The sequence below is a fragment of the Cellulomonas sp. P1_G12_2 genome, assembly GCF_056405535.1.
Window position 1 is genome coordinate 190,409 of record NZ_JBFUBX010000003.1, and the last position, 14,586, is coordinate 204,994.

At 73.0% G+C, this 14,586-nt stretch carries 14 protein-coding genes; 7 read left to right on the forward strand and 7 right to left on the reverse strand.

From position 1 onward, the window contains the following. Positions 1 to 90 precede the first annotated feature (90 nt). Genes AC1DXT_RS13410 through AC1DXT_RS13420 form a run of 3 tightly spaced genes read left to right on the forward strand, consistent with a single transcriptional unit; the run spans position 91 to position 1,960 of the window. Positions 91 to 705 (forward strand): hypothetical protein, encoded by a 615-nt coding sequence (locus tag AC1DXT_RS13410; RefSeq protein ID WP_477061802.1) that lies wholly within the window; start codon positions 91 to 93, stop codon positions 703 to 705. Then, positions 702 to 1,319 carry a hypothetical protein gene (locus AC1DXT_RS13415; RefSeq protein ID WP_477061803.1) on the forward strand — a complete coding sequence of 206 codons (618 nt, stop codon included), beginning with the start codon at positions 702 to 704 and terminating at the stop codon, positions 1,317 to 1,319. The genes AC1DXT_RS13410 and AC1DXT_RS13415 overlap by 4 nt, the downstream gene beginning before the upstream one ends. Then, positions 1,316 to 1,960, forward strand: a complete 645-nt coding sequence (locus tag AC1DXT_RS13420; protein WP_477061804.1) for a hypothetical protein — start codon at positions 1,316 to 1,318, stop codon at positions 1,958 to 1,960. The genes AC1DXT_RS13415 and AC1DXT_RS13420 overlap by 4 nt, the downstream gene beginning before the upstream one ends. Here the strand turns inward: AC1DXT_RS13420 and AC1DXT_RS13425 are convergent. Then, positions 1,957 to 3,279, reverse strand: coding sequence for a hypothetical protein (locus AC1DXT_RS13425; RefSeq protein ID WP_477061805.1), 1,323 nt, complete (start codon positions 3,277 to 3,279; stop codon positions 1,957 to 1,959). The genes AC1DXT_RS13420 and AC1DXT_RS13425 overlap by 4 nt on opposite strands. A gap of 67 nt (positions 3,280 to 3,346) precedes the next feature. Next, positions 3,347 to 4,246 (reverse strand): LysR family transcriptional regulator, encoded by a 900-nt coding sequence (locus AC1DXT_RS13430; protein ID WP_477061806.1) that lies wholly within the window; start codon positions 4,244 to 4,246, stop codon positions 3,347 to 3,349. Positions 4,247 to 4,327: 81 nt separating this feature from the next. On the opposite strand from AC1DXT_RS13430, the gene AC1DXT_RS13435 reads away from it, so the two are divergent. Both AC1DXT_RS13435 and AC1DXT_RS13440 read left to right on the forward strand, forming a co-directional pair. Then, the gene (locus AC1DXT_RS13435) at positions 4,328 to 5,176 is read left to right on the forward strand and encodes an alpha/beta fold hydrolase (RefSeq protein ID WP_477061807.1); all 849 of its coding nucleotides are present in this window, start codon (positions 4,328 to 4,330) and stop codon (positions 5,174 to 5,176) included. Then, the gene (locus tag AC1DXT_RS13440; protein ID WP_477061808.1) at positions 5,173 to 5,976 is read left to right on the forward strand and encodes an LLM class flavin-dependent oxidoreductase; all 804 of its coding nucleotides are present in this window, start codon (positions 5,173 to 5,175) and stop codon (positions 5,974 to 5,976) included. The genes AC1DXT_RS13435 and AC1DXT_RS13440 overlap by 4 nt, the downstream gene beginning before the upstream one ends. A 3-nt stretch (positions 5,977 to 5,979) precedes the next feature. Here the strand turns inward: AC1DXT_RS13440 and AC1DXT_RS13445 are convergent, their stop codons facing one another. The 5 genes from AC1DXT_RS13445 to AC1DXT_RS13465 are packed head-to-tail and all read right to left on the reverse strand — an operon-like array spanning position 5,980 to position 10,159. Continuing rightward, entirely contained in the window at positions 5,980 to 6,432 is a 453-nt protein-coding gene (locus AC1DXT_RS13445; RefSeq protein WP_477061809.1) for a DUF1801 domain-containing protein, read from the reverse strand. A 20-nt stretch (positions 6,433 to 6,452) separates the two neighbouring features. Beyond that, entirely contained in the window at positions 6,453 to 7,322 is an 870-nt protein-coding gene (locus AC1DXT_RS13450; protein ID WP_477061810.1) for an aminoglycoside phosphotransferase family protein, read from the reverse strand. Between the two features lies 1 nt (position 7,323). Next, positions 7,324 to 8,010, reverse strand: coding sequence for an NUDIX hydrolase (locus AC1DXT_RS13455; protein WP_477061811.1), 687 nt, complete (start codon positions 8,008 to 8,010; stop codon positions 7,324 to 7,326). After that, entirely contained in the window at positions 8,007 to 8,699 is a 693-nt protein-coding gene (locus AC1DXT_RS13460) for a type 1 glutamine amidotransferase (RefSeq protein ID WP_477061812.1), read from the reverse strand. Before AC1DXT_RS13460 ends, AC1DXT_RS13455 begins: the two co-directional genes overlap by 4 nt. A gap of 5 nt (positions 8,700 to 8,704) precedes the next feature. Then, positions 8,705 to 10,159, reverse strand: coding sequence for a GuaB1 family IMP dehydrogenase-related protein (locus AC1DXT_RS13465; RefSeq protein ID WP_477061813.1), 1,455 nt, complete (start codon positions 10,157 to 10,159; stop codon positions 8,705 to 8,707). Positions 10,160 to 10,337: 178 nt separating this feature from the next. On the opposite strand from AC1DXT_RS13465, the gene dxs reads away from it, so the two are divergent. Both dxs and pflB read left to right on the forward strand, forming a co-directional pair. Then, complete coding sequence (gene dxs / locus AC1DXT_RS13470; RefSeq protein ID WP_477061814.1) at positions 10,338 to 12,221, forward strand: 1-deoxy-D-xylulose-5-phosphate synthase; 1,884 nt, start codon at positions 10,338 to 10,340, stop codon at positions 12,219 to 12,221. Between the two features lie 89 nt (positions 12,222 to 12,310). Then, positions 12,311 to 14,584, forward strand: a complete 2,274-nt coding sequence (pflB, locus tag AC1DXT_RS13475; protein WP_477061815.1) for a formate C-acetyltransferase — start codon at positions 12,311 to 12,313, stop codon at positions 14,582 to 14,584. Positions 14,585 to 14,586 lie beyond the last annotated feature (2 nt).

Consider the following 14,586-nt stretch of genomic DNA (forward strand, 5'->3'; position numbering starts at 1 on the left):
GCACCTACACTCGGCCGCGTGCCCGGACCCGCCGCCCCTCCTGACCTGCGCTCCCGAGCGCGGCAGAGCGGTAGCATCGTCGCGCGTCGCGTGCTCGATCAGCCGCTGCGACGCATCGGCATCGGCGGTGCGGTCGCACTCCTCGCGGTCACGGCGGCGTTCGGCGGTCTGCAGGAGCAGGCGCAGGACGGCCCCGAGATGCTCGCCGTCGACACCCCGGTCGAGGTCGCCCCGTTCGAGCTGACCGTCCACCGTGTCGTGTGGACCACCGCCCTGCCGGGCCAGTACCTCTCCGAGGCCGGCAACCGGTGGATCGGCGTCGTCGCGACGGTGCGCAACACGAGCGACGCGGGTCTTCTGGGCGGCACGCTTCGGGACGCGCTCACGCTCACCGACGTCGACGGGCTGGTGAAGGCGCACAAACCGATCGTCCCGGGGGTGACGTCCACGTCGATCGCGCTGCTCGAGGACGGCTCGTCGCTGAGCCCCGTGCAGCCGGGCCTGACGTACGAGGCCGCGTTCCTGTTCGAGCAGGACGGCTCCGTCGCACCGCCCACCAGCGCGACCGTCCTGGTGCAGCGGCACACCTGGCGCAGCGGCAGCCTCGATCCGACCGTGGCGTGGTGGGACCCGACGACGACCCTGCGGGGCGAGCTCGACGTGCGCGAGGCCGTGTCCGACGAGGACGAGGAGGTCGACGAGTGACCGTGCCCGAGCCGGTCGCACGTCGTCCCCGAAGGCAGACGCTCGGCGCCGGTGCGGCCGTCCTCGCCGCCCTCGCCGTGGGCCACGTCGTCGTCACCGCCTTCCCCGTCGACGAGCGCGTGCAGGCGTCGTTCGTGCGGTCCGCGGTCGTCGGTGAGCCCGTCGAGCTCCGGTACGCGCGCCTGACGGCGGGCGAGCCCGCGGGCTCGACGGTCCTCGACAACGACGACGGGACGCTGCTCGCGACGCCTGGCGTGTGGCTCACCGTGCCCCTGACGATCGAGGTCGTCGGCCAGCCGCGCGCGCTGAGCTTCGCGGAGCTTCTCGGCGGCGACGGTCGCACTTACACCGTGTTCACGGGCGGACGCTCATGGTTCCTCCCGGGCACCGCGCAGCCGGGGGTCCCTCGCTACGCGACGGTGCGCGTCGAGCTCCCGCCCGAGGCTGTGCCGGGGGCGCACCTGCGCATCGGGTCGGAGCAGAAGGACCAGCGCCGCGACGACGTCGCCGACATCGACCTGGGCCTCACGCAGGCCGACGCGGACGCGTGGGCGGCGGACGACACTCCCGTCCTCGCCGGCGCGTGGTCCGACGAGCCTCCGGAGCAGCCTTGAGCACGACGACCGACTCGCCGCCGACCTCCCGGTCCTGGTGGCGACGCAACCGCTGGGCCCTGGTCGCGCTGCCCGTCGCGCTGGCGCTCGCGCTCGTCGCGGCGGGCGACCGGGTCCGCACCCTGTGGTGGGAGCAGGACCTGCGCCGCCCGACCACCGTCGAGGCGGGCGAGACCGCTCCGTTCCACCAGCGCGTCTACGACGGCGCGGGCGGAACCCTGCCCGTGGATGTCGAGGTACGACTCGACGGCGTGGGCGACGCGCCGACCCTGCCCGAGGACATGGTGCTGCCCGACGGCACCCGCGCGGTGCAGGTCGACCTGACCCTGAGCGCGGATCCCGACACCGTGCTCACGGGCTGCTCGCTCGCCGTGCGGGACGCGGCCGGGACACGCTACGGGTACGTGGCGAGCGGCTGGGGTGCGCTGCAGTCCGCGATGCCGTGCGTCCCGGAGGACGCCCCGGGCCCGTGGCCGCCGCTGGGCGACCTCGAGGACTCGCTCGGCGACCCGGACGCCCCGCCCCGACCGGGCACGTGGTCCGTGTCGCCCGTCGTCGTCGTCCCTGACGGCGTGGAGATCACCGATGTCGCCCTCTGGTGGCAGATGCCCCAGTACGTGCTCCTCGAGGTCGCGAGCTAGGCCTCCGAGGCCCCGACCGGCTCGGGTGCCCGCGCCGCGACCGCCGCCTGGCCCGCGAGGATCCGGTCCACGCCTGCGGCGAGGAGCGCCATCGTCACGGTCAGGCCGACGGCCGTCGCGACGGACGAGACCATCGGAGCGAACGCGAGCCAGGTGTCGACGTCCTGCGGGCCGCTGATCGCCCGGAAGAGCAGCAGGATGCCCTCCTCGAGCCGGGTCGCCACCAGGAACGCCAGCGCGAACACGAGCATCGGGCCCAGCCCGGCGATCGCGAGCCGTCGCAGCCCGTCGACGAGCGCGGTGAACCGCCCCCGCACGTCGCCGACGACGGGCGCCGCGGCCTCGGTCGTCCAGCGACGCACCGGCGCCGGCACCCGCTGCCACGCGGCCAGGCGCACGCGCGGCTCGGGCTTGGGCGGTGCCGCGAGCTTGTGCCCGTAGACGACCGCGCCGACGGTGAGCCACGCCAGCGGGATGACCACGAGGTCGTCGAGGTTGCCCAGCACGCCGGCGACCGCGTTCACCGCCGCGTCGACCGGTCCGGCCACCGGGCCGAGCGCGTCGAGGACCGTGAGCCACCACTCGAGCACGATCGCCACGGCGCGCCGGGACTCGATCCATGTCCACACGCCGTCGAGCAGCTGGGTGGCGAACGCCGCGACCGCGAGCAGCCAGAACGCCTCGACGTACGCGCCCGCGAACGCGAGCGCGCGCCGGTGGCTGCGCCCCTCCCACCGGCCGAGCAGCCAGCGGAGCACGACCGCCACCACGACGAGGGCGACGAGCCCCCAACCGGTCGCGAGGTCGACGAACGACCCGTCGGGGCCGTCCCCCGAGAGCGAGAAGCCCTCCATGAACTCCCGGTACGCGGCCGTGTTGAGGAACCGCGCCCGGTCCTCGTCCAGCAGTCCGTAGGAGGTGTACAGCGCGAGGAACGGCACGAACACCGAGGCCAGCACGTCGACCAGGCCGCGCTCGTGCCCGGACGCGGCATCGTCGGGTCCGCGCGTGCGGCCGATGGCGTCGAGCGCGGGCAGGTCGCGACGCAGCACGTGCAGCATCGCCACGATCCCCGCGACCATGCTCAGAGGCGCGAGCACGAGCACCGCCCAGCCGAGCGTGTTGTTCACGGTCGCCGCGTTCACGGCGGCCCAGCCGGCCGCGTGCCGCCCCGCGACGGCGAGCAGCGCGATCACGAGCAGGAGCGGCCAGGTGCGCACCCACAGCCGGATGCCCTGCCCCACGACGGCACCGAGGTCGCTCAGCCACGCACGCAGTCCGGCGCGCGGTGCTCGGGACAGGGTCGGTGAGTCGGTCACGCCGGACATCATGACGCGCCCGGCGGTCGGGTGCGGACACGACCCGCAGTGGCGGAGCGACGAGCCCTCAGGGCACGGGTCCGCCGGCTGCGAGGTCGCGCACCAGCTGCTGACCGGCGTCGACGGACAGCTCCCGCAGTCGTGCCGCGAGCGGCGACAGGGTGCCCCGTGACACCACCCGCACGACGCGGTCCGGGACCGCCGGCTCGAGTCGGTGGAACGACAGGGCGTCGTCGTGGCGCTGACCCCACACGGAGAGCACAGGCATGACGGCCGAGCCGAGTCCCGCGCGCACCATCGAGGTGATGCCCTGGTTGTCCACCGTCCGGAAGACGATGTCGGGCGCGACCGCTGCCCGGGCGAAGGCGGCCTCGACCACCGCCTGGTCGCAGATCGGCGGGAGGGCCACCATCGGGCGGCCGTCGAGCTCGGCCAGCGGGACGGGTCCGGGCGGGAAGGCGGAAGGCCTGGACACCAGGACGTGCTCGTCCCGGAACACCTCGACGTGGTCGGCGTCGTCCGGGCCGGGGACGTCGAGGAACGCGAGGTCGAGCAGCTCGAGCGGCGGTTCCTCGGTCTCGTCCTCGAACAGTCGGACGTCCGCGTCCGGGTGCTCGACCCGGAGCCGGTCGAGAACCAGGGGGAGGAGCACGTTGGTCACCGTCTGGAAGGTGCCGACGTCGACGCGCCCGGCACCGGCGTGGAAGCGGTCGATGGCGTCCCGGGCGACCACGTCGGCCTCGAGCAGGGTCCGTGCCTGCGTGAGGACGAGGCGACCGAGCGGCGTGATCCGGGGTCGACGGGCTCCACCGGGACGGTCGAACACGGCGCCGCCCACACGTCGCTCCAGGGCGGCGACCTGCTGGCTCAGCGTCGACTGCGTGTAGCCCAGCTCGACGGCGGCGGCCCCGAAGGTGCCCGTGCGGGCCACGGCGTCGAGGGCGGCGAGAAGGCGCAGGTCGAGCATGCCGCAGTATCGCACCAACCGATCATCAGCATCAGGAACAATCGCTTTGCGCGGTGACGGAGCCGTCCTAGCGTCGCTCCCATGAACCCCGAGACCCTGATCCAGGTCGGCGACGTCGAGCTCTGCGTCCAGACCGCCGGTGACCGCGGCGACCCCGCCATCCTCCTCATCCACGGCGCGGCCGCGTCGATGGTCGGGTGGGAGGAGGAGCTGTGCGACCGGCTCGCCGCCGGCGGCCGGTTCGTCATCCGCTACGACCAGCGCGACACGGGACGGTCGACGGTCTCCCGCGGCGGGCACCCGGCGTACGACATGAGGGACCTGGCCGACGACGCCCTCGGGATCGTCGACGCGCTCGGCCTCGACGAGGTCCACGTGGTCGGCCGCTCGATGTCGGGCGGGACGGCGCTCATCCTGGCCGTCGACCACCCCGACCGCGTCGCGAGCGTGACGTTCCTGTCGACGACGACGGGTGACGCCGGACTGCCCGGCCCGACCTCCGCCTTCCGGGAGGCCGTCGGGGCGCCCGCCCCGGCTCTCGACGACCGCGACGCGTGGGTCGACCACACGGTCGCGGTGATCCGGGCCTACCACGGCGAGTCCACCCTCGTCGACGAGGCACACGTGCGCCGGCTCGTCGAGCTCGAGCTGGCGCGCTCCACGGACCCGAGCGCCGCGAGCAACCACTTCGCCATCGACACCCCGGGACCGGTGCACGGAGGGTTCGGCGACGTCGGTGTGCCCGCGCTCGTCGTCCATGGCGAGCTGGACCCGGTCTTCCCGCTGTCCCACGCGTACGCGCTGAGGAACGCGATACCGGGGGCGAGGCTGGTGGTGCTCGAGGGTGCCGGTCACGAGCTGCCACCGGCCCGCTGGGACGAGTTCACCGCGGCGCTGCTGGAGCACACCGCACCCCGGGGTGCGCGATGAGGTCCGCGGTGTGGCTGCCGCTGTTCGACGAGCTCGCCGACCCCCGGGTGGTCGCCGAGCTTGCCGTCGAGGCCGAGGCCGCGGGGTGGGACGGGTTCTTCGTGTGGGACCAGATCGCCTGGCGGGCGCCGGTGACGGCGGTGGCCGACCCGTGGGTCAGCCTCGCTGCCGCAGCTGCGCTGACCAGCCGCATCGCGCTCGGACCCATGGTGAGCCCCCTGGCGCGGCGTCGTCCCACCAAGGTCGCGCGGGAGACGGTGTCCCTCGACCGGCTCAGCGACGGGCGACTCGTCCTCGGCGTCGGTGTCGGCAGCGACTCGTTCGCCGGCGAGTACTCACGCACGGGCGAGCCCGTCCAGGACCGGACCCGCGCCGAGATGCTCGACGAGTCCCTCGAGATCCTGCGCTCGGCGTGGACCGGTGAGGCTGTGCACCATCACGGGCGGCACCACCTCGTCGACGGCATGACCTTCTCGCCCACCCCGGTGCGCGGTCACATCCCCGTCTGGGTCGCCGCGTTCCCCGGCAACCTGCGCCCCCTGCGGCGCGCGGCCCGCCATGACGGGTTCTTCCCGGTCAACCTCACGTCCCCGGACCAGCTGGCGGAGGCCGTGTCACGGGTGGGTGACCTGCGGACCGACCCGGTGCGAGCCTTCGACGTCGCGATCGACCTCACCCTCGGGGCCGATCCGGATCCCTGGGTCGCGGCCGGCGCCACGTGGGTCCTCACCGACGTCGACCCCGCGACGCTGCGCCTGGACGCGGTGCGAGGCATGGTCCGCGAGGGACCGGCATCCTGACGGTCAGCCGGCGCCGGGACCGGACAACCGGGTGCCGAACGTCCCCGCGGTCACCGTCGCGAACGAGCGGCGAACGACCTCCTCGAGGACGCCGAGGTCCACGGAGTCCAGGTCCTTGAGGTAAAGGCACCCCTTGCCCAGCGTGTGCGGGCCGAGGGACTCGAGCAGCTCGGCGTGCGCGTCGACGCCGTCCGGCAGGTAGACCGTGGTCGCGGTCTTGCGCGGGGAGAAGCCCGCCGCGCCCATGTCGCCCTCACGACCCGAGGGGTACCGGTAGTGGTACGTCCCGAACCCGACGATGGTCGGCCCCCACATCCGCGGCTGCTCGCCCGTGACGCGGCTCATGAGGGCGATCAGGCGCTCGGCGTCCCGACGACGGACCGGGTGCTCCACCCGCTCGATGAACGCCTCGACGTCGGCGCCGGTGGGGACGGTCTTGTTGGGCTCGTGCGCCATCCCGCCAGTATGGCGCCGGGTCAGTCCGCGAGCGCCTGGGCGATCCCGTGCCGTCCGATCTCGGCGAGGTGGGGATGGTCGACGGGGTGCATCTGCAGGACGACCGCCATGTGCAGCGCCCAGGCCTGGGCGCGCCGCCAGGTCGCGTCGTCGTAGGCCAGCCGCGCCCGGAACGCCGCCCGGCCCTCGGCGTCGAACGTGAGCCAGGCGGTCGACAGGTCCGAGGCGGGGTCGCCGGACGTGACGTCCCCGAAGTCGATGACCGCGCGCAGCCGGCCGTCGTGCACCAGCAGGTTGGCCGGGTGCGGGTCGCCGTGCAGCCAGAGGGCAGGGCCGTCCCACAAAGGCGCCGAGGCCAGGTCCCGCCACCGCTCGAGGATCCGGTCGGCGTCGGCGAGCCCGAGCTGGTCGAGGCGCTCGCGCAGCGGCTGCTCGCGGGTGCCGACGGGGATGCCGCGGAACGGGTTGACCGGTGCGTCGTCGGCGGCCGGCCGGTGCAGCGCGACGAACACCTCCGCCAGCTGCGGCGCCCATGCTGACCGACCCGGCACCGGTGTGCGGTGGGCTGCCACCGCGTCGAACCAGGGCACGACGCTCCAGGCCCACGGGTAGGTGGCCGACGGCATCCCGACACGGACCGGCACGGGCACGTCGACCGGCAGCCGGGGTGCCAGGACCGGCAGCCAGCGCTGCTCGTGGACCACCAGGGGCGCCGAGACCTCCCGCACGGGGAACCGGGCGGCGACGTGCTCACCGATCCGCCAGAGCGCGTTGTCCCAGCCGGTGCCGGCCCAGGTCAGCGGCCGGTCGGCGAGGTCGGGGTGCTGCTCGCGCAGGAGGGAGCGGGCGAGATCCTCGGTGACCTCGATCTCGGGGAGGGGGTGGACCACGTCAGCGAGCCCCGACGATCCGGTGGACGTCGTACGGCACGGCCCAGCCGAGCGCGTCGAACATCCGGGACAGCACGATCCCGGTGAACCCCCACACCAGCCTGCCGTCCACCGTGAACGCGGGCGTCCGGACGGTCCGACCCCACCGGGTGTGCTCGACGCTCGCGCGGTTGTCGGGGTCCAGGAGGTCGGCGACGGGCACCCGGAACACGTCCACAGTCTCGGCGTGGTCGACGGCCGCGACCTCGGACGGGTGCGTCCACCACGCCGGCACCGGCGTCACCAGGTGGTTGCTCACCGGCACCGGCAGGGGCGGGAGGGTGCCGAGCACCTCGACGCCCGACGCGTCGAGCCCGACCTCCTCGACCGCCTCGCGCAGCGCGGCCTCCTGCGGTCCGGCGTCGCTCGGCTCGAGGCGGCCCCCGGGGAACGCGATCTGCCCGGCGTGGTGCCCGAGCGTCCGGGAGCGGCGCTGGAGCAGCACGTCGAGGTCGCGGGCCACGACGGGCGACCCGGTCCGCGCCGGTGCGCCGTCGAGTGCGCCGAAGAGCACCAGGACCGCAGCGGGCCGCGCCGTCGAGACGTCCTCGAGCACGCGGGCCGGGTCGACCCGCCAGTCGACCCCTCGTGCGCACAGGTCGACGAGCTCGGCGCGCGCCCCGCTGACGTCCGGCGTCGGGTGCGTCATCCGCGGGCCCGGACGAGCTCCCCGAAGCCGGCGAACATCTTCTCCGCGGCCGGGACGAGCCCGGGCAGGTGCCGAGCGCCGGCCGAGCGGATCTCGTCGATGTCGTCGTCCGAGAGCTCGCCGACCATGTCCGGCGTGGAGAGCCAGAGGTCGAGCATCCCGGCGTCGAGCTCGGGGTGGAACTGCAGGCCGAGCGCGCTGCCCGCCCGGAACGCCTGCACGGGCGTCGCCTCGGTCGAGGCCAGGAGCGTGGCGCCCGGCGGCAGGTCGACGGTGTCCGAGTGCCAGTGCAGCACGGTCGGACGGGTGCCGAGCGCGCCGAGCACGGGGTCATCGACGTCGATGTCGACGGGCGCGAACCCGATCTCGGTGGCCGCCCGCAGGTGCAGGTGCGAGCCGAGCGCCAGCGCGAGCAGCTGCATGCCCAGGCACACGCCGAGCACGGGCACGTCGGCCTCGACGGCCGCCACGAGGAGCGCCCGCTCGGCGGCCAGGCCCGGGTGGCCACGCACGTCGTCGGCGTCCATCGGACCACCCATGACGACCACCCCGGAGACCTCGTCGAGAGCAGGCAGCCGCGCGTCCTCGAGGTCGAGGACGGTGCGCACGCGCAGCGGTGCGTCGAGCCCGCGGGCGATCAGCCCGGGGCCCTCGTGCGGGGCGTGCGTGATCACCAGGACGGGACGCATGTCGGTCACCACCCGTCGGGCAGCGGGCGCCCCTCCTCGTAGCCCGCAGCCGACTGGATCCCGACGACGGCGCGCTCGTGCAGCTCGTCGATCGTCGTGGCGCCGACGTAGGTCGCGGCCGAGCGCACGCCGGCGGTGATCGTGTCGATGAGGTCCTCGACGCCCGGGCGGCGGGGGTCCAGGAACATGCGCGAGGAGGAGATGCCCTCCTCGTACAGCGCCTTGCGGGCCCGGTCGAACGCGGAGCCACCCTTGGTGCGGGCCGCGACGGCACGTGCCGACGCCATCCCGAAGCTCTCCTTGTACAGCCGGCCGTTGCCGTCCTCGTGCAGGTCGCCCGGCGACTCGTGCGTGCCGGCGAACCAGGACCCGACCATGACCTGCGAGGCGCCGGCGGCCAGCGCGAGCGCGACGTCGCGGGGGTGCCGCACGCCGCCGTCGGCCCACACGTGCTTGCCGAGGCGCCGAGCCTCGGCGGCGCACTCGAGCACCGCGGAGAACTGCGGGCGCCCGACGGCGGTCATCATGCGCGTGGTGCACATGGCTCCCGGACCGACGCCTACCTTGACGATGTCCGCGCCGGCGGCGATCAGGTCGCGCGTTCCCTCGGCGGTGACCACGTTCCCCGCGACCACCGGCACGTGAGGGTCGAGGGAGCGGACCGCGCCCAGCGCGTCGAGCATCTTGCGCTGGTGGCCGTGCGCGGTGTCGACCACGAGGACGTCGACCCCGGCATCGAGCAGCTCGAGAGCCTTCTGCTTGACGTCACCGTTGATGCCCACGGCCGCCGCCACGCGCAGGTGCCCCTGGGCGTCCACGGCGGGCTGGTAGATGGACGAGCGCAGCGCGCCGATCCGGGTGAGCACACCGACGAGCTCCCCGTCGCGCACGACGGGGGAGAACTTGCGACGCGAGCCGTGCAGTTTCTCGAAGGCCGCCTCCAGCCCGCGCAGCCCGCCCTGCTCGATGATCGCGAGGTCCACGGTGGTCGGGTGGGCGGTCATGACCTCCTCCACCTGCGTGAACCGGTCGACCCCCTGGCAGTCGGCCTCGGTGACGACCCCGACGGGCTTGCCGTCGTCGACCACGACCGCGGCGCCGTGCGAGCGCTTGCCGATGAGGGTGAGGGCCGTGTGCACCGTGTCGTGGCGGCTGACCACGACGGCGGTCTCCACGACGGTGTGCCGCGCCTTGACCGAGGCCACGACCTCGGCCACGACGTCCGTCGGGACGTCCTGGGGGAGGACGGTGATGCCCCCGCGACGGGCGACGGTCTCGGCCATCCGACGTCCGGCGACGGCAGTCATGTTGGCGACGACGATCGGGACGGTGGTGCCGGTGCCGTCGACGGCGGTGAGGTCGACGTCGAAGCGGGAGGTGACCTCGGAACGCGACGGGACGAGGAAGACGTCTCCGTAGGTGAGGTCGGAGGTGGCCGCGTGGCCAGGCAGGAAGCGCATGGGTGTCCCCTTTCCGATCCATGATAGTCGGTCGGACGTCCCTCTTCACGGGGCCTCCACGGGCTCCTGACCAGCCTCGGCGCGTCGTCCGGCTCCGGTCCATCTACAGTGTGGGCACAGCTTTCGGCGTCCGCAGCGTGCGGCATCGTCGCCGCACACCGGAGGAGGAGGCACCACCATGGGTCAGCTCGACCGCATCAGCTCCCCGGACGACGTGCGCCGGCTCACCGCGCGCCAGGCGGACGACCTCGCCGCCGAGATCCGCACCTTCCTGGTCGACCGGGTGTCCCGCACGGGCGGCCACCTCGGTCCCAACCTCGGCGTCGTCGAGCTGACGATCGCCATGCACCGCGTGTTCGAGTCGCCGCTGGACACCATGGTGTTCGACACCGGCCACCAGGCGTACGTGCACAAGCTGCTCACCGGCCGCCGCGACTTCTCGCAGCTGCGCAGCAAGGGTGGCCTGTCCGGCTATCCCAGCCGCGCGGAGTCCGTGCACGACGTCGTCGAGAACTCGCACGCCTCGACCGCGCTCAGCTGGGCGGACGGCATCGCCAAGGCCAACGAGCTCACCGGCCGCGGCGACCGGCACGTGGTCGCGGTGATCGGGGACGGCGCGCTGACCGGCGGCATGGCCTGGGAGGCGCTGAACAACATCGCGGCGGGCCAGGACCGCCGGCTGGTGATCGTCGTCAACGACAACGGCCGCTCCTACGCGCCGACGATCGGCGGCCTCGCCCACCACCTCGACACCCTGCGCACCACGCGCGGCTACGAGAACGTCCTGTCCTGGGGCAAGCGCACGCTGCGCCGCTCCGGGCCTCCCGGCCGCGCCACCTACGACGCGCTGCACGGCATGAAGAAGGGCATCAAGGACGTCCTGGTGCCGCAGGGCATGTTCGAGGACCTGGGCATCAAGTACGTCGGCCCGGTGGACGGGCACGACGTGCGCGTGGTCGAGCGGGCGCTGCGCAACGCCAAGGCGTTCGGCGGGCCGGTCATCGTGCACGTCATCACCGAGAAGGGCCGCGGCTACGTGCCGGCCGAGCAGGACGTCGCGGACCGGTTCCACGCGGTCGGCAAGATCCACCCCGAGACCGGGCTGCCCGTGGCGCCCTCGCGGTTCGAGTGGACCAGCGTGTTCGCCGACGAGCTCGTGCGGATCGGGCGCCGGCGGCCGGACGTCGTGGCCATCACCGCGGCGATGCTCCAGCCGGTCGGGCTCGCGCCGTTCGCCGCGGAGTTCCCCTCGCGCGTGTTCGACGTCGGGATCGCCGAGCAGCACGCGGCGACGTCCGCGGCGGGGATGGCGTTCGGCGGTCTGCACCCGGTGGTGGCCGTGTACGCCACGTTCCTCAACCGCGCGTTCGACCAGATCCTCATGGACGTCGCCCTGCACAAGGCCGGCGTGACGTTCGTGCTCGACCGCGCCGGCCTCACGGGGTCGGACGGCGCGAGCCACAACGGCATGTGGGACCTGGCGATGCTCGGGGTCGTCCCGGGGCTCCGGCTGGCGGCTCCGCGCGACGAGGAGACGCTGCGCGACGCCCTGCGCACCGCCGTGGACGTCGACGACGCCCCCACGGTCGTCCGGTACCCCAAGGGCGCCCTCGTGGACCCGGTGCCCGCGATCGACCACCTGGACGGCATCGACATCCTGGCCCGGCACGACGGCCCCGTCGACGCGCCGCACGTGCTCGTCGTGGGCTACGGCGCCATGGCGCAGACCGCGCTCGAGACGGCGGAGGTGCTCGCCGCGCACAAGCTCAGGGTCACGGTCGTCGACCCCCGGTGGGTCCTGCCGGTCGCCGCGGCGCTGACCAAGCTGGTCGGCGACCACGACCACGTGGTCACGATCGAGGACGGCGTGGTCGACGGGGGCCTCGGATCGGTGGTCGCGCAGCGTGCGCGCGAGGCCGGTATCGGCACCCCGGTGCAGGCGTTCGGCATCCCGCGGGAGTTCCTCGACCACGCCACCCGCGAGCAGCTGGTGACCGAGCTGCGCCTGCGTCCTGCGGACGTCGCCCGCGATACGCTCGCGGCGCTCGGCCTGTCGTCGTGATGACCCGCATCACACGGGGCCTTAGGTCCTGGGACGAATCCTCGCCGCCTCCGTAACGTCGAGGTATCAGCAACGTCGGAGGAGCGCAAATGTCCACGAGCACCGTGTCCGCGAACACTCGGATCGAGCCCGCCGTCAGGCCGGCCTGGGAAGGGTTCGTCACCGGCCCCTGGGTGGACCGGATCGACGTCCGTGACTTCATCCAGCGCAACTACACGCCGTACATCGACGACGCGTCCTTCCTGGCGGGACCGACCGCCCGGACGACCGGCATCTGGGCCAAGCTGACCGAGATGTTCCCGGCGGAGCGCGCCCGCGGCGTCTACGACATCGACCAGCACACGCCCTCGACGATCACCTCGCACGAGCCGGGCTACATCGACCGCCACCACGAGCTCATCGTCGGCCTGCAGACGGACGCTCCGCTGAAGCGCGCGATCATGCCCAACGGCGGCTACCGGATGGTCGAGAAGGCGCTCGAGACCTACGGCTTCGCGCCCGACCCGATCGTCGGCGAGATCTTCACCAAGTACCGCAAGACCCACAACGACGGCGTGTTCGACGTCTACCCGCCCTCGGTGCGCGCGGCCCGGTCCTCGCACCTGATCACCGGCCTGCCGGACGCCTACGGCCGCGGCCGGATCATCGGCGACTACCGCCGCGTGGCCCTGTACGGCGTCGACGCCCTGATCGCGGCCAAGCGCGAGGACCGCGCGGACCTCGACAAGGAGCGCTCGTCGGAGGACGTCATCCGCGACCGCGAGGAGAACGCGGAGCAGATCCGCGCCCTGCAGGAGCTCAAGGCGATGGCCGCCACGTACGGCTACGACATCTCCGGTCCGGCGACGACGGCCAAGGAGGCCGTGCAGTGGCTCTACTTCGCGTACCTCGGTGCGGTGAAGGAGCAGAACGGCGCGGCCATGTCGCTGGGCCGCACGTCCACGTTCCTCGACGTCTTCATGCAGCGCGACCTCGCTGCGGGCCGGCTGACCGAGCAGGACGTCCAGGAGCTCGTCGACGACCTGGTCATCAAGCTGCGCATCGTGCGGTTCCTGCGCACCCCGGAGTACGACGAGCTGTTCTCGGGCGACCCCACCTGGGTGACCGAGTCGATCGGCGGCATCGGCGAGGACGGCCGCACCCTGGTCACCAAGACGTCCTTCCGGTTCCTGCAGACGCTCTACAACCTGGGCCCGGCGCCCGAGCCCAACCTGACGGTGCTCTGGAGCGACCGCCTGCCGGAGGGCTTCAAGCGCTTCTGCACGCAGGTCTCCATCGACACCTCCGCGCTGCAGTACGAGTCCGACGACCTGATCCGCGACTCCTGGGGTGACGACGCCGCGATCGCGTGCTGCGTCTCGCCCATGCGGGTGGGCAAGCAGATGCAGTTCTTCGGCGCGCGGATCAACCTGGCCAAGGCGCTGCTCTACGCCATCAACGGCGGTCGCGACGAGATGACGGGCAAGCAGGTGGCCCCCTCGGCGCCGGCCGTCACCGGTGACGTCCTCGACTACGACGACGTCGTGGCCAAGCTCGACGGGATGCTCGACTGGCTCGCCGAGACGTACGTGGACGCGCTCAACTGCGTGCACTTCATGCACGACAAGTACGCGTACGAGCGTCTCGAGATGGCCCTGCACGACCGCGCGATCCTGCGCACCATGGCCTGCGGCATCGCCGGGCTCTCGGTGGTCGCCGACTCCCTGTCGGCCATCAAGTACGCGGCCGTGCACCCGGTGCGGACCGTCGACGGCCTGATCACCGAGTACGAGGTCGAGGGCGACTTCCCGACCTACGGCAACGACGACGACCGTGCCGACGACATCGCGGTGTGGCTCGTCGAGCTGTTCATGACCAAGCTGCGCAAGACGCCGACGTACCGCAAGGCGCTGCACACGCAGTCCGTCCTGACCATCACGTCGAACGTGGTCTACGGGAAGTCCACGGGCTCCACGCCCGACGGGCGTCACGCCGGCCAGCCCTTCGCTCCGGGTGCCAACCCGATGAACGGGCGGGACGCGCACGGCATGCTCGCCTCCGCACTGTCCGTCGCGAAGATCCCCTACGGCGAGGCGCAGGACGGCATCTCGCTGACCTCGTCGGTCATCCCGACCGGCCTGGGGCGCACCCGCGACGAGCAGGTCACCAACCTGGTCGGTCTGCTGGACGCGTTCATGATGTCGTCGGGCTTCCACCTGAACATCAACGTGCTCAACCGCGAGACCCTGCTGGATGCCATGGAGCACCCCGAGGAGTACCCGCAGCTGACCATCCGGGTGTCGGGCTACGCCGTGAACTTCGTGCGGCTCACCCGTGAGCAGCAGCTCGACGTGCTGTCCCGCACGTTCCACGGATCGGTCTGACG

Coding starts and splice junctions, on each gene's coding strand:
- AC1DXT_RS13460 (WP_477061812.1), bottom strand. CDS start 8,699: ATGCGTCCCGTCCTGGTGATCACGCACGCCCCGCACGAGGGCCCCGGG.
- dxs (WP_477061814.1), top strand. CDS start 10,338: ATGGGTCAGCTCGACCGCATCAGCTCCCCGGACGACGTGCGCCGGCTC.
- AC1DXT_RS13440 (WP_477061808.1), top strand. CDS start 5,173: ATGAGGTCCGCGGTGTGGCTGCCGCTGTTCGACGAGCTCGCCGACCCC.
- AC1DXT_RS13430 (WP_477061806.1), bottom strand. CDS start 4,246: ATGCTCGACCTGCGCCTTCTCGCCGCCCTCGACGCCGTGGCCCGCACG.
- AC1DXT_RS13435 (WP_477061807.1), top strand. CDS start 4,328: ATGAACCCCGAGACCCTGATCCAGGTCGGCGACGTCGAGCTCTGCGTC.
- AC1DXT_RS13455 (WP_477061811.1), bottom strand. CDS start 8,010: ATGACGCACCCGACGCCGGACGTCAGCGGGGCGCGCGCCGAGCTCGTC.
- pflB (WP_477061815.1), top strand. CDS start 12,311: ATGTCCACGAGCACCGTGTCCGCGAACACTCGGATCGAGCCCGCCGTC.
- AC1DXT_RS13445 (WP_477061809.1), bottom strand. CDS start 6,432: ATGGCGCACGAGCCCAACAAGACCGTCCCCACCGGCGCCGACGTCGAG.
- AC1DXT_RS13465 (WP_477061813.1), bottom strand. CDS start 10,159: ATGCGCTTCCTGCCTGGCCACGCGGCCACCTCCGACCTCACCTACGGA.